The sequence below is a fragment of the Parasedimentitalea psychrophila genome (assembly GCF_030285785.1).
Taxonomy (GTDB): domain Bacteria; phylum Pseudomonadota; class Alphaproteobacteria; order Rhodobacterales; family Rhodobacteraceae; genus Parasedimentitalea; species Parasedimentitalea psychrophila.
Map to the genome: position 1 here is coordinate 1,667,714 of NZ_CP127247.1, position 18,787 is coordinate 1,686,500.

Genomic DNA, 18,787 nt, shown 5'->3' on the forward strand with positions numbered 1-18,787 from the left:
TGCCCTAGGCGTTTAGCCCAGCCAGCCCTTTAAATTCTCGTCCACCACCGCCGACAATGCAGAGATATGGCCGTCATCGTCGTTTAGGCAGGGTATATATGTGAAGCTCTCACCGCCTGCATGGTCAAAGCTTTCGCGGATCTCTTCGTTGATCTCTTCCAGCGTTTCGATGCAATCCGCCGAAAACGCCGGTGCCACCACTGCGATGCTCTTTTTGCCTTGCCGCGCCAGTTCGGCGACGTGATCGACGGTGTAAGGCTTTAGCCATTCCTCGGGGCCGAATTTGGACTGGAAGCTGCTAATGATCTGGCTGTCTGCCCAGCCCAGCCGATCCCGCAAAAGTTGTGTGGTTTCATGGCACTGGCGGCTGTAGGGGTCGCCTTGCTGTGCATAGCGCTCGGGCATTCCGTGGTACGAGCAGACCAGAATATCGGGGCGGTTTTCCATCTTGGCATAGGCGGTTTCAATTGATCTGGCCAGGGCATCGATATAGCTGGGGTGGTTGAAATAGGCCGACACCGTGCGCGCTGCCGGTTGCCAGGTCTCGTCCATCAGGGCGCGAAAAAACGCATCATTGGCGGTGCCCGAGGTGGCACCGGCGTATTGCGGATACAGCGGTAAGAACAGGATCTTGGTGCAGCCGGCCTCGACCAGCGCCCGGACCTTGGATTTGGTGGATGGGTTGCCATAGCGCATGCAGAAATCAACCATCACCTGATCGCCGTAGCGGGCCGCCATTGCGCTGGCCATCTTGGCGGTTTGATCCTTGGTGATGGTCATCAGCGGGCTTTCGCCCTTGTCGTGATTCCAGATCGATTTATAGGCCGCGCCCGAGCTGAACGGCCGCTTGCTCAGGATGACCAGTTGCAGCAGCGGCTGCCATTTCCACTTGGGGTAATCGATCACCCGCTGGTCGGACAGGAACTCGCTCAGATAGCGGCGCATGGGCCAGTAGCTATAATCATCCGGGGTGCCAAGATTGGCCAGCAGAACCCCGATCTTTTCGGCGGGTTTGGCAGCTTGGGTTGCTTGTGGTGTGGCGTCCGGCATGGTGGCGTCCTGTTGGGCTGGGTCGGATGAATAGGCATAACCGATTGCAGGTCAATCGGGCAATTGCCCGGTGTCGCTACTCGGGCAGTTTGGTTTCCGGTACTTTCAGCGCATCGGACAACCGCGATTGCGCCGAGCCTGGGCGCAGTGGCTTTTGCTGGGTGTCCGAGGGCGACCAGCCGGTCAGGCAGACGATTTCAAAGGTGGCAGGCAGGCGATTATCCGGCGTTGCAAAATGCTGTCGATACAGGTGATCCGCCATTTCGAACAGCATCCGCGAGCTGGGGTGTTTCTGCCGTTGCGCCAGCGCGTTGGTTTCCCCCATGTCACGCAGGTCCTGCATCAGATGGCGCAGGTCGCGATATTCAGCCGTCAGGGGTACCAGATCGGCCACCGGCAGCGCCAGACCGGCGCGTTGCAGCAGGGCGCCCAGATCGCGGATTTCACCCATCGGTGCCACCCGGGGGGATAGACCGCCAGTGAGTGCCGTTTCCGCCTCGGCCAGGGAGCTGCGCAATTCATGCAGCGTCCGCCCGCCGAGCATCACCACCAGCAGCAACCCATCCTCTTTTAGTGCGCGGCGACACTGGATCAACTGGCCCACCGGGTCATTGGCCCAATGCAGGCACATGGTGTGCACCACAACATCATGGGCGCCTGGGTCCAGCGCCAGCAGGTCGTCGTCGGGTACGATTTTTGCGCCCGGCAGGCAGTTCTGCCAAATCTCCGCAAAAGGGGTGACGATGGCCGGGTCCGTAAAGCTCCTGTTAACCATGCAGAGCCGATCCTCGACTTCATCCCGTGCGGTTTCATGCAGGAACAGGGCTGTCGGCTTGCGGCGCGCCCGGTGGGCGCTCAGGGCTGGACGGTCAAACAGGGCTGGCTGGGGTTTTGGGGCTTGCGTCATGGGGGCTGTTTAGGCTGATGCTGAAGCAGATACAAATGGCCGTTTCACTGATTTACCCGCCGCGCTGTCTGGGCTGTGGTGATCTGGTCGATAGTGACTTTGGCCTGTGCGGCACTTGCTGGCGCGAAACGCCGTTTATTGGCGGAACGGTCTGCGAAAGCTGCGGGGTGCCACTGCCGGGGCAGGCGGATGGGTTTCGGCTGGATTGCGACGACTGCATGGCCCATCCGCGCGCATGGAGCCAAGGACGTGCGGCATTGCTGTACCGGGATCAGGCACGATCCCTGGTGCTGGCGCTGAAGCACGGGGATCGCGGTGATATTGCCAGATCTGCTGCCGTCTGGATGATGGTGGCAGCAAAACCGTTGTTGGAAAACGATCCGCTCATTGTGCCTGTGCCTCTGCATTGGACCCGGCTGCTAAAGCGGCGTTACAACCAATCGGCGCTATTGGCTGTCCAGCTGGCCAAGCAATGCCAACTGCAGTGCTGTGTGGACCTGCTGCACCGGCGAAAACGCACCGAGTCGCTGGATGGGAAAACCCGTGAGCAACGGTTTGTGGCGCTGGGCGATGCCGTCGCCTTCAACCGGCGTCAAAGGGCAAGACTGCAGGGGCGGGTGATTTTGCTGGTCGATGACGTCATGACCTCGGGTGCCACCCTGACTGCCTGCACAGATGCCTGCCTGCGCGGTGGTGCGGCAGAGGTGCGCGTAGTGGTGCTGGCGCGTGTCAGTAAACGATGATCGCTTGATCACCTTTTGGCGCCCCCCTAGCAATTGTTGCATTGCCCCCCCAAATCCCCCACAACGTCAAAGCTGAATGAAATGGAGACCTCGATGAAATCGGTCGAAATCTATACCTCGCCGCTCTGCGGTTTTTGCCACGCAGCCAAACGGTTGCTGACCCAAAAGGGCGTCACCTTTGCCGAGGTGAACGTGCTGACTGATCCCGCGCGCAAGCCCGAGATGATCCAGCGCGCCAATGGCGGCCGCACGGTGCCGCAGATTTTCATCGGTGATACCCATGTGGGTGGCTGCGATGATCTGTTTGCGCTTGAGCAGTCGGGTCAACTCGACTCGCTGCTCGCGGCCTGAAAACGGAGACCTCACATGCGCACGGCGCTGTTGCAGATGACATCAAGCGATGATCCGGGTGAAAACCTGGGTCTGGTTGAGGCGATGCTGGCTGAGGCCGTGGCGGCGGGGGCTGGGTTTATTCTGACCCCCGAGGTCACCAATTGCGTCAGCACCAGTCGCAGGCATCAGCAGGCCGTGCTGCATCACGAAGAAGACGACCCGACGTTGGCGGCGCTGCAGGGGGCAGCCGCGCGGCATGGGATCTGGCTGTTGCTGGGGTCACTGGCGGTCAAGACGCAGGACAGCGATGGACGTTTTGCGAATCGCCAGTTCCTGATTTCACCGCAGGGTCAGATCACCGCGCGCTATGACAAGATCCATATGTTTGATGTGGAAGTGACCCCGAAAGAGACCTTCCGCGAATCAGAGGGCTATCGACCGGGCGACCGGGCGGTGCTGGCTGATACTCCGTTTGGTCGGATCGGCATGACCATATGTTACGATGTGCGGTTTGGGTATTTGCATCGGGCACTGGCCAAGGGCGGGGCCGAAATCCTCACCGTGCCAGCCGCCTTTTCGCCTGTGACCGGTGCCGCCCATTGGCATACGCTGCTGCGCGCCCGCGCCATCGAAACCGGCTGCTATATCCTGGCTCCGGCGCAAACCGGCAAACACTCTGCCCGTGTCGGCGGGTGCCGCCAGACCTATGGCCATTCCCTGGTGGTCGCCCCCTGGGGCGAGGTGTTGTCGGATGCGGGCACCGAGCCGGGCGTGACCTACGTTGATCTGGATATGGAAAAAGTGTCAGAAGCACGCAGGCGCGTCCCTGCGCTGAGCCATGACCGAGACTTTGACGGACCCTGATGGAAGACAATAATTCTCTTGCGATTTCGCTGTTTAGCGAGATTTTGATGGCCGACCAATTGGCCCGCTCGCGCCTGACCAAGGCGCTGCCAAAAGGTATGGAGCTGTCGCATTTTTCGGTGCTCAATCAATTGGCCCGGGTTGGTCTGGAGCGATCACCAGCGCAATTGGCCAAAGCATTTCATGTTACCCGAGGCGCGATGACCAACACATTAAATAAACTGGAAGTGGCTGGGTATATACATATCCGCCCAGACTGGGACGACGCGCGGCGCAAGATGGTGGCGATCAGCCCGGCTGGCCGCCAGGCCCGCGATGCAGCGCTGGCCGGGATTACTCCGATAATTTCCGAAGTGGTGAATGACTTGGGCCATGACCGTGTCCGCGCCGCTTTGCCAATCCTGCGCGAGTTGCGCAGCAAGCTTGAAAACGACGGGTCAGACCCTCGTTGAAACGAGAAACGGGGCGCCTGCTCCCAGGCACCCCGCTGTTCCGATAGGCTCCGTGAGTGGAAAATATGCCTATTGGAACGCAGTAGCATTCACTCGATTAAGGGCAAAACCTGCCCAATAACCCCCAGGATCATTCCTGAGTGTTGGTTGGCAATAACATTCCCCCCTGCCTTAAACAAAAGCGCAGAAGGATCTGCTGCCTATCCTAAAGTATAGGTGCGGAGGTTAAGGCTTGATGCTGGCGGTGACGTAATTGACGCTCAGATCACGGTCCGAGATTGACCAGCCCCAAGTGATTGGATTGAAGAGAAAACCTTTTCGATCCACCGGGGACAGACCGGCTTGTGACAGCAGATCAAACAGCTCGTCCGGGGTGATGAATTTTGACCACTCGTGGGTGCCGCGTGGCAACCAGCGCATAATCACCTCAGCCCCGATAATAGCCATGGCAAAGCTTTTGGGGTTGCGATTGATCGTCGAACAAATTTGCAACCCGCCGGGGCGCAACAGCTGCCGGGTTGCGGTCAGATAGGCCAGCGGATCGGCGACATGCTCAACGACTTCCATATTCAGAATCACGTCGAACTGTTCGCCCGCTTCAGCCAGGGCCTCGGCCGTGGTGTGGCGATAGTCGATGTCGAGCCCGGATTGTTCGGCATGGATGCGCGCTACGGGCAGGTTGCCCGCGGCGGCATCGGCGCCCACAACAGTGGCCCCAAGACGCGCCATTGGTTCCGAAAGCAGTCCGCCACCGCAGCCGATATCCAGCAAACGCAGCCCCGCAAAGGGCTTTGATTTACTCAGATCACGATCAAATTCACCGGCGATCTGCTGTGTGATATAGTCTAGCCGACAAGGGTTCAGCATGTGCAACGGCTTGAATTTACCATTCGGATCCCACCAGTCTGCGGCCATCGCTTCGAATTTTGCGATCTCAGAGGGGTCCACCGTGGATTGAGGCGCTTGCATTCCTGTCTCCGTGTGTTCTTTTAGTTCGGACATTATAAGTTAGGTCAATAATGGACAAACACCGGGATCAAAAGCGCGCAGTTCAATATCTTTACCCGCCAATCGAAGCCTTTGATCAGCGGATGGTCGATGTTGGCCAGGGACATCGCATATATGTGGAGCAAAGTGGCAACCCGCAGGGCGTGCCTGTGGTGGTTTGTCACGGTGGGCCCGGCGGCGGCTGTAGCCCGGCGATGCGACGTTATTTTGATCCCAATATCTACCGGGTGATTCTGTTCGACCAACGCGGCTGCGGCCGCTCGCGACCCTATGCCTCGTGCGAGGATAACACGACCTGGCATCTGGTCGCGGATATGGAGGTGATTCGCCGCTTGCTAGAGATCGACGACTGGATGGTCTTTGGTGGCAGTTGGGGCGCGACTTTGTCGCTGATCTATGCCCAGGCCCACCCTGACCGGGTGCGTCATCTGATCCTGCGGGGGGTGTTTTTGATGACCAAGGGTGAGCTGGACTGGTTCTATGGCGGCGGTGCCGGCAAATTCTGGCCAGAAACCTGGGCCAGATTTGTGTCGCTGATCCCCGAGAACGAGCGTGGCGACATAATCGGCGCCTACCATAAACGCCTATTTTCGGGGGATGTTCCCGAGGAAATCCGCTTTGGCAAAGCTTGGTCCGCCTGGGAAAACGCTTTGGCCTCGATCCACTCAAACGGACGGTCGGGGGAAAGCCCGGGCGAGTACGCCCGCGCCTTTGCTCGGCTTGAGAATCATTACTTTATCAATCAGGGTTTCCTTGAGAGCGACGGGCAAATTCTTGCGAATATGGGGCGGATATCGCATATCCCGGGTGTTATCGTGCAGGGGCGGTATGATATGATTTGCCCACCGGTGATGGCCTGGCGCCTGAATGAACTATGGCCCGAGGGTGAGCTGAAGATGATTCGCGGATCCGGGCATGCGCTGTCAGAACCGGGAATCAGCGCTGAATTGGTGCGGGTGATGAATGTCATTGCGGAGGAGCTATAGATGAGTCGGATTGACCGCCGGGCCCTGTTTGCCTCGGGTGCTGCTGCTGCCTTGTTGGCGGCCACCGGCACCTCCTTGTCGGCGGCGCCGCTGCGTGGTGGGATACTGCGACTGGCGGTTCCCCGCGATGGCGACCTATTGGATCTGGTGGCGCGCGGCGCATTGTATCACAGCCTGACCGAGGTCTCGCCCGATGGAGTGCTGCGCGGAGAGCTGGCAAGCCATTGGCACAGCAGTCAGGACGCGCGCATTTGGACCTTTGATCTGCGCCCTGCTGTGCGGTTCCATGATGACCAAGAGATGACGGCCCGGGATGTCGTGGCGTCGCTGGCGGCGCATGTCTTGCCGGATGGGGTCGAGGTTCTGGAATATTCCGTGTTGTCAGAGCTGCAGTTACAGATCGAGCTCTCGGCATCAAACCCTGATTTCCCTTATTTGCTGGCCGATCCGGCGCTTTTTATCGCCCGCGATGGGCGTGTGGATGCGCCTTTGGCCCAGGCCTGTGGGACCGGCTGTTACCGGGTTGAGCGCTATCAGCAGAACCGCCATTTTCGCGCCGCGCGGGTGGCGGGTCACTTCAAGGATGGCCAGGCCGGCTGGGCGGATCAGATTGAGGTGATCGTGATCCCCGACGAAACCGTGCGGGCCGAAGCGCTGCGCGATGGCTATGTCGATATTTCCGCTCTGCCTGACCCCAAGGGGCTGATTAAACGCGGCGACTTTCGCTATCTGCCGTCGCAGCAGGATATTGCGATTGCGACCCATTCTGGCGTTGGGGTGCCACGGGTGATCGGCCGCCGCGCCGCGCTGGATGATGGCCGTATCGCCGAACGGTGGTGGCGGCTTTAAGTAACCAGTTTATTCTATCTTGGGTGGATGTATTTGGCACAAGTAGAACTGAGGGCTTGCAGACTCAGCCTGTCCCGCCTATATCCCGTTTCAACAGCGGCGCGTCGGGCCTTGGGTACGAAGCACCATCGGGATGATCTGACGGGCCGCGCGCCCGTTTTTTTGTGCTTTAACGCATGTGATGGATCATGATGACAAACGACCTGATTGCCAAAGCTGCCATTGACCGCCGTATGGCCGAGATTATCACTCCGGTGATTGAAGATCTTGGCTATGAGTTGGTGCGTGTACGACTGATGTCCGGTAAGACGACGATGCTACAGATCATGGCGGACAAGCCCAATGGCGGCATCGAAGTTGATGACTGCGCCGTGATCTCCAATGCCGTAAGTGCTGTTTTGGATGTAGAAGATCCGATCCTGGACGCTTATGCTTTGGAAGTGTCAAGCCCGGGTATTGACCGGCCACTGACACGGCTGAAAGATTTCGCCATGTTCGAAGGCTATGAGGCCAAGATCGAGACGGGTGAGCTGATCGGTGGCCGCCGCCGCTTTAAGGGTGAGCTGGCGGGCATCGAGGGCGAAGAGGTGCTGATCAATATCGAAGAAGGCACCATCGGATTGCAGTTTGACTGGTTAACTGATGCCAAGCTGGTATTGACCGACGAGTTGATCAAGGAAATGCTGCGCCAGCGTAAAGATGCGGGCGCTTTGAACGAAGACGCATTCGACGAGATCGAGACCGAAGGGTCCGAAGAGGAGAAAGAATAATGGCAATCACCTCTGCTAACCAGCTGGAGCTCTTGCAGACCGCCGAAGCGGTGGCCCGCGAGAAGATGATCGACCCCAGCCTGGTTGTCGATGCGATGGAAGAAAGCCTCGCCCGAGCCGCCAAAAGCCGCTACGGCAGTGAGATGGACATTCGGGTGGCGATCGACCGCAAGACCGGCAAAGCCACTTTTACCCGGGTGCGTACAGTGGTCGAGGACGAAGAGCTGGAAAACTACCAGTCCGAGTTCACGGTTCAACAAGCCAAGCAATATATGGCTGAACCCGCCGTTGGCGATACTTTCGTCGAGGAAGTGCCGCCGGTTGAAATGGGTCGGATTGCGGCGCAGTCGGCCAAGCAGGTTATCCTGCAGCGGGTCCGCGAAGCTGAGCGTGATCGCCAGTTCGAAGAATTCAAGGACCGCGCCGGCACCATTATCAATGGTCTGGTCAAGCGCGAAGAATATGGCAACGTGATCGTTGACGTTGGTGCGGGCGAAGCCATCCTGCGCCGCAACGAGAAAATCGGCCGCGAAAGCTATCGCCCGAACGATCGTATCCGCTGCTTCATCAAGGACGTGCGCCGTGAGCAGCGCGGACCGCAGATCTTCCTGTCGCGGACCGCTCCTGAATTCATGGCCGAATTGTTCAAGATGGAAGTGCCGGAAATCTATGACGGCATCATCGAAATCAAGGCTGTGGCCCGGGACCCCGGGTCGCGCGCCAAAATTGCGGTGATCTCTTATGACGGATCAATCGATCCGGTTGGCGCCTGTGTTGGTATGCGCGGCTCGCGCGTGCAGGCCGTGGTCAACGAGTTGCAGGGTGAAAAGATCGACATCATCCCGTGGAACGAAGATCAGCCGACATTCCTGGTCAATGCGTTGCAGCCTGCCGAGGTTTCCAAGGTTGTGCTGGACGAAGAAGCCGGCAAGATCGAAGTTGTGGTGCCCGAAGAGCAGCTGAGCCTGGCGATTGGTCGCCGTGGCCAGAACGTGCGCCTGGCGTCGCAGCTGACCGGACTTGATATCGACATCATGACCGAAGAAGAAGAAAGCTCGCGTCGCCAGAAGGAATTCGAAAGCCGTACCGGCTTGTTCATGGCGGCTCTGGATCTCGATGAATTCTTTGCCCAGCTGCTGGTCTCCGAAGGGTTCACCAACCTGGAAGAAGTCGCCTATGTTGATCTGGATGAATTGCTGGTCATCGACGGTGTCGATGAAAGCACCGCGGCTGAGTTGCAGGCCCGCGCCCGCGACAATATCGAGGCTCAAGCCAATGCCGCTATCGAAGCGGCCCGCGCTTTGGGTGTTGAGGACAGCCTGATTAATTTCGAAGGCCTGACACCACAGATGGTGGAAGCCCTGGCAAAGGATGGCGTGAAAACGCTGGAAGACTTTGCCACCTGCGCCGATTGGGAGCTGGCCGGTGGCTGGACCACCGAAAATGGCGAGCGAATCAAGGATGACGGCATTCTCGAGCCCTTTGAAATGCCGCTTGAGGAGGCACAGAAACTTGTAATGACCGCCCGCATCTTGCTGGGCTGGGTAGATCCCGCCGATTTGGAAACAGACGAGGACGTTTCTGAAGACGCAGACGAAGATGAACAACAGTCGGAGGCCGAGGCCTGATCTCAGGCCTCGAGTGATTGAACATGGGTGGCGCTAGCAACTCAAGGGACCTGAGTGACGGTCCAGATCGCAAGTGTCTTGCCACGGGTGAGGTGCAACCGAAACACGGATTGGTGCGTTTTGTCATCGGTCCGGATGGGCAGGTTGTTGCGGATATCATGGGGAAGCTGCCCGGTCGTGGGGTCTATGTGACCGCCGAGCGGGAAGCTCTTGAAAATGCGGTAAAGAAAAAACTCTTTTCCCGTGGCTTCAAGACCCAGGTGACTATGCCTGACGGGATGGTTGATGAGGTGGAGCGACAGATTTTGCGCCGCCTGGTTGAGCTGCTTAGTCTGGCAAGGAAATCGGGGGCAGCAGTTGGTGGCTACGAAAAAGTCAAAGACTGGCTGTCCAAAGAAGAGGCCCAGGTGCTGATACAGGCAATTGATGGGTCGGGTCGTGGTAAGTCAAAACTAAGCACGCCCCACAAGGGTAACTATATCGGTTGCCTGACCGCAGATGAGCTAGGCATGGCCTTTGGGCGTCAAACTGTGATACATGCGGCGCTTGCCTCTGGTGGACTCAGCAAACGTGTTGTAGAGGAAGCGCAGCGATTGCAGGGCATGCGTAAAACGGTGGGCGGCACGGGCCGCACAGAAGGATAAGTATCTTAATGAGCGATAGTGACGGCAAAAAGACTTTGGGTCTTCGTGGTGGGTCCCGGCCCGGGAACGTGAAACAGAGTTTCAGCCATGGTCGGACCAAGAATGTCGTAGTGGAAACCAAGCGCAAGCGCGTTGTGGTCCCGAAGCCGGGTGCCGGCCGAGATGGCGCCAGCGCTACGATTGTTGGCGATCCATCGCGACGGCCTGCTGGAATAACCGACAACGAAATGGCACGCCGGATGAAGGCGCTGCAAATTGCGCGCGCCCGGGAAGCGGAAGACACCGCCAAGCGTGCTGCTGAGGAAAAAGAACGCGAAGAAAGCCGCGCGCGTCGCCGTGCGGAAATGGAACAAAAAGAAAAAGATCAACGCGAAGCTGAAGAGCGCGCTAAGGCCAAAGTCGAAGAAGCTGAGCGCAAAAAGCGCGAAGCCGAAGTGGCGGCCGAACGTGCTGCGGCTGTTCCTGATGAGAAAAAGCCTGCCAGTACTGCACCGCGCACTGCGAATTTTGGTAAGCCTGCCCCTGCGGCCACTCCGCGCAAATCAGACCGTGAGCGCGATCAACGCCAGAACCGTGGCAAAGGTCCGACCGACAGCCGTCGCTCAGGCAAGCTGACATTGGGTCAAGCCACTGGTGGTGCCGGTAACCGTCACCGTTCCATGGCGTCGATGAAGCGCAAGCAAGAGCGCGCCCGTCAAAAAGCCATGGGCACGGTCGAGCGCGAAAAGGTATTCCGCGAAGTTCAGTTGCCCGAAGCCATTGTGGTGTCGGAGCTGGCTATCCGGATGGCAGAACGTGTTGGTGACGTTGTTAAATCACTGATGAACATGGGCCTGATGGTTACTCAGAACCAGACCATCGACGCCGATACAGCGGAACTGATCATCGAAGAATTCGGCCACAAGATGGTTCGGGTGTCGGATTCGGACGTTGAAGATGTGATCAACGTAGTCGATGACAAAGACGGCGATCTGAAGCCGCGGCCGCCGGTGGTGACCATCATGGGCCACGTTGACCACGGTAAAACCTCGATCCTGGATGCGATCCGCGATGCGCGTGTTGTGGCCGGCGAGGCGGGGGGTATCACCCAGCACATCGGTGCCTATCAGGTTGAAACCAAAGATGGTTCGATCATTAGCTTCCTGGATACTCCGGGTCACGCGGCGTTCACCTCGATGCGCTCACGTGGTGCGGATGTAACGGACATCGTGATCTTGGTGGTGGCTGCGGATGACGCGGTAATGCCGCAGACCATCGAAGCCATCAACCACGCCAAGGCCGCCAACGTGCCGATGATTATTGCCATCAACAAGATCGACAAACCGGCCGCCGACCCGACCAAAGTGCGCACCGATCTGTTGCAGCACTCTGTCATCGTGGAAGCAATGTCTGGTGATGTTCAGGACGTCGAAGTCTCGGCAATCACCGGTCAGGGTCTGGATCAACTGCTGGAAGCCATCGCGCTGCAGGCAGAAATCCTGGAACTGAAAGCCAACCCCGATCGTGCCGCCCAAGGCGCCGTGATCGAGGCTCAGCTGGACGTTGGCCGTGGTCCCGTTGCCACCGTTCTGGTGCAAAACGGTACCCTGCGCCAAGGCGATATCTTTGTTGTGGGCGAGCAGTACGGTAAGGTCCGTGCGCTGATCAACGACAAGGGCGAGCGGATCAAAGAAGCCGGTCCTTCGGTGCCTGTTGAGGTTCTGGGTCTGAACGGCACCCCCGAAGCGGGCGACGTGTTGAACGTGACCGAGACCGAAGCGCAGGCGCGTGAGATTGCGGAATACCGGGCTCAGGCAGCGAAAGACAAACGCGCTGCTGCGGGTGCTGCGACCACTCTGGAACAGCTGATGGCCAAGGCCAAGGATGACGAAAACGTCTCTGAGCTGCCCATTCTGGTCAAGGCAGACGTGCAGGGTTCGGCCGAAGCGATCGTTCAGGCGATGGCCAAGATCGGCAACGACGAAGTGCGGGTGCGGGTTCTGCACTCGGGCGTTGGCGCCATCACCGAAACCGATATCGGCCTGGCCGAAGCATCCGGTGCGCCAGTGTTTGGCTTTAACGTGCGTGCCAATACATCGGCCCGGAACACGGCCAACCAAAAGGGCGTTGAGATCCGTTACTACTCGGTGATCTATGACCTGGTCGACGATGTGAAAGCGGCCGCCTCTGGTCTGCTGAGCGACGAAATCCGCGAGAACTTTATCGGTTACGCGAATATCAAAGAGGTGTTCAAGGTTACCGGCATCGGCAAAGTCGCTGGTTGTCTGGTTACCGAAGGTATTGCCCGTCGTTCGGCCGGTGTGCGTCTGCTGCGTGACAACGTGGTGATCCATGAAGGCAGCCTGAAGACTCTGAAGCGCTTTAAGGACGAAGTGCCCGAAGTTCAGTCTGGTCAGGAATGTGGCATGGCGTTTGATAACTACGATGATGTTCGCCCCGGCGATGTCATCGAGATCTTCGAACGCGAAGAGGTCACCCGAACATTGGCCTAACAGCTGTCTCGCCAGTCAAAATCAAGAAGCCCCGGCCCTGTGCCGGGGTTTTTTATTGGCTGCACATAAAAAAAGGACTGCCCTTAGGCAGTCCTCTTTCATTTGGTCTGTGAGTATTGAAGCCCTAGGCCGCAACTTTGACCGGATATCCCTCAAACACTTGACGTCCGACCTTCACGGCGATCCGGCCATCCGGAAGCGCGCGAACATATGTTCCCTGAACTGAAACACAGCTGCCCATAATAATAGTCCGAAGCATGTCATATCCTCCCCAAAGGAATTTCACTGTTGGAGTTTAACCTTGGTTAACGATAATTTGACACAGCAAAACTTAATAAAACGTTCATAAAAGCCATGATTTCGCCGTAATCTTCCGTAAATAGCGGCTCAATTCAGCCTGAGGGTGATTGAGGCAAGGTAAGCTTCGTTAAAGTTGGAATTAGAGCCAGTCCCGAAGGATCGGGATAAGTGGGATGTCGGCGGCAGGCATCGGGTAATTGCGCAGATCCTTCGCCCGGACCCATTTCAGGGTCTGACCTTCTCGCGGCTGCGGGATACCTTGCCATTTGCGGCAGGCAAACAGGGGCATCAACAGGTGGAAATCATCGTAGCTATGGCTGGCAAAGGTCAGCGGCGCCAGGCATGAGGACCAGGTATTGATCCCCAGTTCCTCTTCCAGTTCCCGGATAAGCGCGATCTCGGGTGTCTCTCCGGGTTCCACCTTACCGCCGGGGAATTCCCACAGACCCGCCATGGATTTTCCCGGCGGGCGCTGCGCCAGCAACACCCGTCCTTCGACGTCAATCAGCGCGACGGCGGAAACAAGCAGGGTCTTCAAGATCTGTAATCCGCGTTGATCTGGATATAACCGTGGGTCAGATCGCAGGTCCACACCGTGGCCTGGCCGGTTCCAAGGCCCAGATCCACCTTGATGGTAATCTCGTCCTGTTTCATCAGAGCGGCCGCCTCTTCTTCGCGGTAGTTGGGCGAAACCCAGCCTTTTTCAGCGACAAGAACATCGCCAAAGGAGATCGACAGCAAATCCCGGTCGGCGTCGGCGCCGGATTTGCCGATGGCCATTACGATACGGCCCCAGTTGGGATCTTCACCGGCAAGCGCCGTTTTGACCAGCGGCGAATTGGCGATAGCCAACCCGTGGATCTTGGCATCACCATCGGATGCCGCCCCGGTGATCTGAATTTCAACAAATTTTGTGGCGCCTTCGCCATCCCTTACCACCTGATGCGCGAGATCCAGCATCACCGTCTCCAAGGCAGAGGCAAAGGCGTTACTGCCGGTGGCGTCAACGTTCGCGGCACCCGTTGCGCAGAGCATAAGGCTGTCCGAGGTCGAGGTGTCGCTGTCGACAGTGATACAGTTGAAGGTGCGGTTGCAAATCGACGTCAGCAGGGCCTGGAGGGCGCTCTGCTCTACCTGTGCGTCGGTAAAGATATAGACCAGCATGGTGGCCATATCCGGCGCGATCATGCCCGATCCCTTGGCGATGCCGACAATGGAAACCGTCTGCCCGTCAATCTCAACCTGAGCTGAGGCACCCTTGGCGAAAGTGTCCGTTGTCATGATGGCTTCGGCGGCGTCTTTGATCCGGGTCTCGGACAGTCCCTCCGCCAGTTCGCCGATTTTTGCAACGATACGATCATGTGGCAGTGGCTCGCCGATAACGCCGGTAGAGGCGGTGAAAACACGGGCTTCGGGCAGGGCAGTCGCTGCGGCAACAGCGCTGGCGATCTGCTCCACCGAGGTCTGACCAAAGTGGCCGGTAAAGGCGTTGGAATTTCCCGAGTTGACCAGAATGGCAGCACCATCGGGACCTCTGGTCGTCAATTTTGCCTGACAATCGCGCACCGGGGCGGATCGGGTCAACGACTGGGTGAAGACGCCGGCCACTGTGGTGCCGGGGACCATCAGGGCCAGCATCACATCCGCGCGGTCTTTATATTTCACGCCGGCCGCAGCCGAAGCAAACCGGACGCCGCCGACAATGGGCATGTCAGGAAAGCTGGCGGGGGCCAGCGGAGAGGGTGACAAAGACTGCGCCATGGTCAGTTCCTTACCAGTTCAATATTCTGCAAAATACTGGGGTCCAGATCTTCGAGCAAAACCCGCTCTATGGTGGCTGATGCGGTCAGTTCCGAGACCCGCGCCTCGACTGCCTGATTGCGCAGTTGGGTTGCCAGTTCCTCCCGCACGGCCTCAAATTCAGGTGCGGCGGATTTGCGGCGTTCGTTCAGAATGATCACATGCCAGCCAAACTGGGTCTGGACGGGCGCCGAAATTTCTCCCGATTTAAGGGTCAGTACTGCCTCTTCGAATTCCGGTACCATGCGGCCCTTGGTGAACCAGCCCAAAGACCCGCCGCTTGGACCAGAGGGGCCCGTTGATCTTTCTTTGGCCAAAGTCGCAAAATCAGCGCCGATGTTCAGTTCGACCCGCACAGCGCGGGCGTCTTCTTCGGTTTCCAGCAGGATATGGGAGGCATTGAATTCGTCGCCGCCATCGCCTTCGGAATAGGCCTGCTCATAGGCGGCTAGCAGATCTTCTTCGCTGGAGGCCATCTCCATCACGGATTCGATCACATCGGCAGCCAGCAATGAGCGTTTTTCATTTTCAAGAGAAAGCTGAACGTAATGCGGGACTTCACCATGCAGCGCCTGTTTCAGCGCCGTTTGCTGGATCAATTGATCCAAAATGGCATTGTACAATACATCCGCAGGCAACTGCTGATACTGGGCTGGCAGCACAGAACGGGACAGGATCATATGGCCAATGGTGATCTCTTCGCCGTTCACAATGGCAACAACAGTATTGGCATGTGGGGCGGCTGCTGCGGGCAGCGGCAAGACCAGCAAGGCGGCCAGCGCCACACGAGGCAAAAAAGTGAGACCTTTACGCATTCGATTCTTCCTATTTTGTTGCCGCAAACGGGCATGGCGTTGACACTGAATACCCTGCCGCTTACATCCCTTAGTGGCCCGTGGCAGGACCGTCATTCACATCCGTGTTTATGGGTTGTGAGCTGAGCGGGCAACCCTGCCAAATATTAGGGGCCAAGACAGGATCGTTGGAGAGCAAATGCTGGGTATCGGAACAATCGCCAAAAAGGTTTTCGGGACACCGAATGACCGCAAAATAAAGGCGACAAAGCCGCTGGTCGAAAAGATCAACGCGCTTGAACCCGAGTTCGAGAAGCTCAGCGATGACGGGCTGAAGGACAAGACCAAAGAGCTGCGCCAACGCGCGCTGGATGGCACCTCGCTGGATGATCTACTGCCCGAGGCCTTTGCCAATGCACGCGAGGCCGCCAAGCGGGCCTTGGGCCTACGCGCCTTTGACACCCAGTTGATGGGCGGCATTTTCCTGCATCAGGGCAGCATTTCCGAGATGAAGACCGGTGAGGGTAAAACCCTTGTGGCGACGCTACCGGCCTATCTCAATGCACTGACCGGCAAGGGCGTGCATGTGGTCACGGTCAACGAATACCTGGCCAAGCGGGATTCGGAGTGGATGGGCAATGTGTTCGCTCAACTCGGCATGACCACCGGGGTGATCTGGTCCAACATGCCGGAGGCTGAAAAGAAGGCCGCCTACGAAGCCGATATCACCTATGCCACCAACAACGAGCTGGGTTTCGATTATCTGCGCGACAACATGAAGTCGGAACTGAACCAGTTGTTCCAGAAGCATCACAACTTTGCGATTGTGGACGAAGTTGACAGTATCCTGATCGATGAGGCGCGTACCCCGCTGATCATTTCCGGCCCGGCCGAAGATCGCTCGGATTTATACTCCACCATTGATCTGGTGATTCCGCTGCTGAGCGACGACCATTATGACCTGGACGAGAAAACCCGTGGTGTGACCTTCACCGACGATGGCAACGACTATCTGGAGCAACAGCTGATGGAGCGCGGTTTGCTGCCTGAAGGTGCCTCGCTGTATGATCCGGAAAGCACGTCGGTGGTGCACCACGTCAACCAGGCTCTGCGCGCGCATAAGCTGTTCCAGCGCGACAAGGACTATATTGTTCGTGATGGCGATGTGGTTTTGATCGACGAATTCACCGGCCGCATGATGCCCGGGCGTCGTCTGTCCGACGGGTTGCACCAGGCCATCGAGGCCAAGGAAGGCGTCACCATTCAGCCTGAGAACACCACTCTGGCCTCGGTGACATTCCAGAACTATTTCCGTCTTTATGACAAGCTGTCCGGCATGACCGGCACCGCCCTGACCGAGGCCGAGGAATTTGCCGAGATTTACGGGCTGGCTGTGGTCGAAGTGCCCACCAACAAGCCGATTGCGCGGGTGGACGAAGACGACCGGGTTTATCGCACGGCGGCCGAAAAATACACGGCTATGATCGACGAGGCGAAGGTCGCAAATGCCAAGGGCCAGCCGGTTCTTTTGGGCACCACCTCCATCGAGAAATCCGAGTTGCTGAGCCAGATGCTGGAGAAGGAAGGCGTTAAACATAACGTCCTGAACGCGCGCCAGCACGAAAAAGAAGCGCAGATTGTTGCGGATGCAGGCCGGTTTGGCATGGTGACCATTGCCACCAATATGGCCGGGCGTGGCACCGATATTCAGCTTGGCGGCAACGTCGAAATGAAGGTGCTGGAGGTGCTGGCGCAAAACCCGGATGCCGATCCGACTGTTCTGCGCGCTGAAGAAGAGGCCCGGCACACCGAAGAAAAGCAAAAGGTGATCGACGCGGGTGGCTTGATCGTGATGGCATCCGAACGCCACGAGAGCCGCCGGATCGACAACCAGCTGCGCGGCCGCTCGGGCCGTCAAGGTGACCCTGGGCTGACCCGGTTCTACCTCAGCCTCGAAGACGACCTGATGCGCATTTTTGGCTCGGAGCGGCTGGACAAGCTGCTGACCACATTGGGCATGAAAGAGGGCGAGGCGATCATTCACCCCTGGGTGAACAAATCGCTGGAGCGGGCGCAGGCGAAAGTCGAAGGCCGCAACTTTGACCAGCGTAAGAACGTGTTGAAATTTGACGACGTGATGAACGACCAGCGGAAGGTAATCTTTGGTCAGCGCCGCGAGATCATGTCAGCAGCGGATCTTTCGGATATCGTGAGTGATATGCGTCACGAGGTGATCGACGACCTTCTCGACACCTATATGCCACCCAAAACCTATGCCGATCAGTGGGACACCGAGGGTCTGCATCAACAGGTCATTGAAAAGCTGGGCATTGATGTGCCGCTGGTTGATTGGGCGGCCGAAGAAGGTGTGGATGACGAAGAAATCCGAGAGCGCCTGATCAAGGAAAGCGATGAGTTGATGGCCAAAAAGGCAGTCGCCTTTGGCCCTGAGAACATGCGCAATATCGAAAAACAGGTATTGTTGCAGGCCATCGACTCAAAATGGCGCGAGCATCTGCTGACTCTGGAGCATCTGCGCTCGGTTGTTGGCTTCCGTGGCTATGCGCAGCGTGATCCTCTCAACGAATACAAGAACGAGAGCTTCCAATTGTTCGAAAGCATGCTGGACAGCCTGCGGGAAGCCGTCAGCAAGCAGCTGAGCCACATTCGCCCGATGAGCGAAGAAGAGCAGCAGGCAATGCTGCATGAGATGGCCGCACGGCAGGCGCAGTTGCAGGGCAGCGCAATCGCGCCTGGGCAGGCGCTGGCAGAGGAGCCCGCGCCGGGGTTTGTTGAGGATGATCTCTCCACTTGGGGTTCGCCATCACGCAACGATAAATGTCCCTGTGGCTCGGGGCAGAAATTCAAGCATTGTCACGGCCGACTGGCCTGATCTGCCGCTACAATTGTTCTAGAAGCAGCGCCCCTAAATCCCAGGATTTCAGGGGCGCTGTTTTGTTTGGGGCCAACATTCGTGGTTACTACTGGCCGGGTTTGTGAGCCGTGTTTGCGGGCCGGGGCGCCGCCGCCGAATGCGGCCCTCAGTCAGCCCAAACCCGTCTGGGAAGACTTTGAACCGACATGGATTGATTGCATTTGCCAAAGTCTCACCCGGCGCTGGCCACAAACCGGCCGTTTTTTAGTGTCACTTTTGTGTTAACTTATTT

General features: G+C 57.9%; 17 protein-coding genes. 11 read left to right on the plus strand and 6 right to left on the minus strand.

Annotated elements, in window-relative coordinates; translation table 11 throughout:
* Window positions 1-12: 12 nt before the first annotated feature.
* A complete protein-coding gene (gene hemH / locus QPJ95_RS08040) occupies window positions 13-1,050 on the minus strand; it encodes a ferrochelatase (RefSeq protein ID WP_270917294.1) in 1,038 nt (345 codons plus the stop codon).
* Between the two features lie 76 nt (window positions 1,051-1,126).
* Window positions 1,127-1,957 (minus strand): methyltransferase domain-containing protein, encoded by an 831-nt coding sequence (locus QPJ95_RS08045; RefSeq protein WP_270917295.1) that lies wholly within the window; start codon window positions 1,955-1,957, stop codon window positions 1,127-1,129.
* Between the two features lie 17 nt (window positions 1,958-1,974).
* Between QPJ95_RS08045 and QPJ95_RS08050 the strand changes: the two genes are divergently transcribed.
* The 4 genes from QPJ95_RS08050 to QPJ95_RS08065 all read left to right on the plus strand — a co-directional run bounded on the left by QPJ95_RS08050 (window position 1,975) and on the right by QPJ95_RS08065 (window position 4,349).
* On the plus strand, window positions 1,975-2,700 hold the full coding sequence (locus tag QPJ95_RS08050) for a double zinc ribbon domain-containing protein (protein WP_390923481.1): 726 nt from the start codon (window positions 1,975-1,977) through the stop codon (window positions 2,698-2,700).
* A gap of 93 nt (window positions 2,701-2,793) precedes the next feature.
* The gene (gene grxC, locus QPJ95_RS08055) at window positions 2,794-3,051 is read left to right on the plus strand and encodes a glutaredoxin 3 (RefSeq protein WP_270917297.1); all 258 of its coding nucleotides are present in this window, start codon (window positions 2,794-2,796) and stop codon (window positions 3,049-3,051) included.
* Between the two features lie 15 nt (window positions 3,052-3,066).
* Window positions 3,067-3,897, plus strand: coding sequence for a carbon-nitrogen hydrolase family protein (locus QPJ95_RS08060; RefSeq protein WP_270917298.1), 831 nt, complete (start codon window positions 3,067-3,069; stop codon window positions 3,895-3,897).
* The gene (locus QPJ95_RS08065) at window positions 3,897-4,349 is read left to right on the plus strand and encodes a MarR family winged helix-turn-helix transcriptional regulator (RefSeq protein WP_270917299.1); all 453 of its coding nucleotides are present in this window, start codon (window positions 3,897-3,899) and stop codon (window positions 4,347-4,349) included. Before QPJ95_RS08060 ends, QPJ95_RS08065 begins: the two co-directional genes overlap by 1 nt.
* A gap of 225 nt (window positions 4,350-4,574) precedes the next feature.
* Here QPJ95_RS08065 and ubiG read toward each other — a convergent pair whose 3' ends face one another.
* Window positions 4,575-5,318: a bifunctional 2-polyprenyl-6-hydroxyphenol methylase/3-demethylubiquinol 3-O-methyltransferase UbiG gene (ubiG, locus tag QPJ95_RS08070; RefSeq protein ID WP_270917300.1), complete on the minus strand. Its 744-nt coding sequence runs from the start codon at window positions 5,316-5,318 to the stop codon at window positions 4,575-4,577.
* 50 nt (window positions 5,319-5,368) lie between these two features.
* Between ubiG and pip the strand changes: the two genes are divergently transcribed.
* From pip to infB, 6 genes are all read left to right on the plus strand, one after another.
* The gene (gene pip, locus QPJ95_RS08075; protein ID WP_270917301.1) at window positions 5,369-6,343 is read left to right on the plus strand and encodes a prolyl aminopeptidase; all 975 of its coding nucleotides are present in this window, start codon (window positions 5,369-5,371) and stop codon (window positions 6,341-6,343) included.
* Window positions 6,344-7,192: an ABC transporter substrate-binding protein gene (locus tag QPJ95_RS08080; protein ID WP_270917302.1), complete on the plus strand. Its 849-nt coding sequence runs from the start codon at window positions 6,344-6,346 to the stop codon at window positions 7,190-7,192.
* A 191-nt stretch (window positions 7,193-7,383) separates the two neighbouring features.
* Window positions 7,384-7,962 carry a ribosome maturation factor RimP gene (gene rimP, locus QPJ95_RS08085; RefSeq protein ID WP_270917517.1) on the plus strand — a complete coding sequence of 193 codons (579 nt, stop codon included), beginning with the start codon at window positions 7,384-7,386 and terminating at the stop codon, window positions 7,960-7,962.
* A complete protein-coding gene (gene nusA / locus QPJ95_RS08090) occupies window positions 7,962-9,590 on the plus strand; it encodes a transcription termination factor NusA (protein ID WP_270917303.1) in 1,629 nt (542 codons plus the stop codon). Before rimP ends, nusA begins: the two co-directional genes overlap by 1 nt.
* 23 nt (window positions 9,591-9,613) lie before the next feature.
* On the plus strand, window positions 9,614-10,234 hold the full coding sequence (locus QPJ95_RS08095; RefSeq protein WP_270917304.1) for an RNA-binding protein: 621 nt from the start codon (window positions 9,614-9,616) through the stop codon (window positions 10,232-10,234).
* 8 nt (window positions 10,235-10,242) lie between these two features.
* Window positions 10,243-12,726: a translation initiation factor IF-2 gene (infB, locus tag QPJ95_RS08100; RefSeq protein WP_270917305.1), complete on the plus strand. Its 2,484-nt coding sequence runs from the start codon at window positions 10,243-10,245 to the stop codon at window positions 12,724-12,726.
* A 439-nt stretch (window positions 12,727-13,165) separates the two neighbouring features.
* Here the strand turns inward: infB and QPJ95_RS08105 are convergent, their stop codons facing one another.
* From QPJ95_RS08105 to QPJ95_RS08115, 3 genes are read right to left on the minus strand one after another with little or no spacing between them, the layout of a single operon-like run.
* A complete protein-coding gene (locus QPJ95_RS08105; RefSeq protein WP_270917306.1) occupies window positions 13,166-13,564 on the minus strand; it encodes a (deoxy)nucleoside triphosphate pyrophosphohydrolase in 399 nt (132 codons plus the stop codon).
* On the minus strand, window positions 13,561-14,787 hold the full coding sequence (argJ, locus tag QPJ95_RS08110) for a bifunctional glutamate N-acetyltransferase/amino-acid acetyltransferase ArgJ (protein WP_270917307.1): 1,227 nt from the start codon (window positions 14,785-14,787) through the stop codon (window positions 13,561-13,563). Before argJ ends, QPJ95_RS08105 begins: the two co-directional genes overlap by 4 nt.
* Before the next feature lie 2 nt (window positions 14,788-14,789).
* Complete coding sequence (locus tag QPJ95_RS08115) at window positions 14,790-15,641, minus strand: peptidylprolyl isomerase (protein WP_270917308.1); 852 nt, start codon at window positions 15,639-15,641, stop codon at window positions 14,790-14,792.
* Between the two features lie 178 nt (window positions 15,642-15,819).
* Here QPJ95_RS08115 and secA point away from each other — a divergent pair, with 178 nt between their 5' ends.
* Complete coding sequence (gene secA, locus QPJ95_RS08120) at window positions 15,820-18,513, plus strand: preprotein translocase subunit SecA (protein WP_270917309.1); 2,694 nt, start codon at window positions 15,820-15,822, stop codon at window positions 18,511-18,513.
* Window positions 18,514-18,787 lie beyond the last annotated feature (274 nt).

Coding starts and splice junctions, on each gene's coding strand:
- hemH (WP_270917294.1), bottom strand. CDS start 1,050: ATGCCGGACGCCACACCACAAGCAACCCAAGCTGCCAAACCCGCCGAA.
- ubiG (WP_270917300.1), bottom strand. CDS start 5,318: ATGCAAGCGCCTCAATCCACGGTGGACCCCTCTGAGATCGCAAAATTC.
- argJ (WP_270917307.1), bottom strand. CDS start 14,787: ATGGCGCAGTCTTTGTCACCCTCTCCGCTGGCCCCCGCCAGCTTTCCT.
- pip (WP_270917301.1), top strand. CDS start 5,369: ATGGACAAACACCGGGATCAAAAGCGCGCAGTTCAATATCTTTACCCG.
- QPJ95_RS08080 (WP_270917302.1), top strand. CDS start 6,344: ATGAGTCGGATTGACCGCCGGGCCCTGTTTGCCTCGGGTGCTGCTGCT.
- QPJ95_RS08060 (WP_270917298.1), top strand. CDS start 3,067: ATGCGCACGGCGCTGTTGCAGATGACATCAAGCGATGATCCGGGTGAA.
- secA (WP_270917309.1), top strand. CDS start 15,820: ATGCTGGGTATCGGAACAATCGCCAAAAAGGTTTTCGGGACACCGAAT.
- infB (WP_270917305.1), top strand. CDS start 10,243: ATGAGCGATAGTGACGGCAAAAAGACTTTGGGTCTTCGTGGTGGGTCC.
- rimP (WP_270917517.1), top strand. CDS start 7,384: ATGACAAACGACCTGATTGCCAAAGCTGCCATTGACCGCCGTATGGCC.
- QPJ95_RS08095 (WP_270917304.1), top strand. CDS start 9,614: ATGGGTGGCGCTAGCAACTCAAGGGACCTGAGTGACGGTCCAGATCGC.
- grxC (WP_270917297.1), top strand. CDS start 2,794: ATGAAATCGGTCGAAATCTATACCTCGCCGCTCTGCGGTTTTTGCCAC.
- QPJ95_RS08050 (WP_390923481.1), top strand. CDS start 1,975: ATGCTGAAGCAGATACAAATGGCCGTTTCACTGATTTACCCGCCGCGC.
- nusA (WP_270917303.1), top strand. CDS start 7,962: ATGGCAATCACCTCTGCTAACCAGCTGGAGCTCTTGCAGACCGCCGAA.
- QPJ95_RS08065 (WP_270917299.1), top strand. CDS start 3,897: ATGGAAGACAATAATTCTCTTGCGATTTCGCTGTTTAGCGAGATTTTG.
- QPJ95_RS08045 (WP_270917295.1), bottom strand. CDS start 1,957: ATGACGCAAGCCCCAAAACCCCAGCCAGCCCTGTTTGACCGTCCAGCC.
- QPJ95_RS08115 (WP_270917308.1), bottom strand. CDS start 15,641: ATGCGTAAAGGTCTCACTTTTTTGCCTCGTGTGGCGCTGGCCGCCTTG.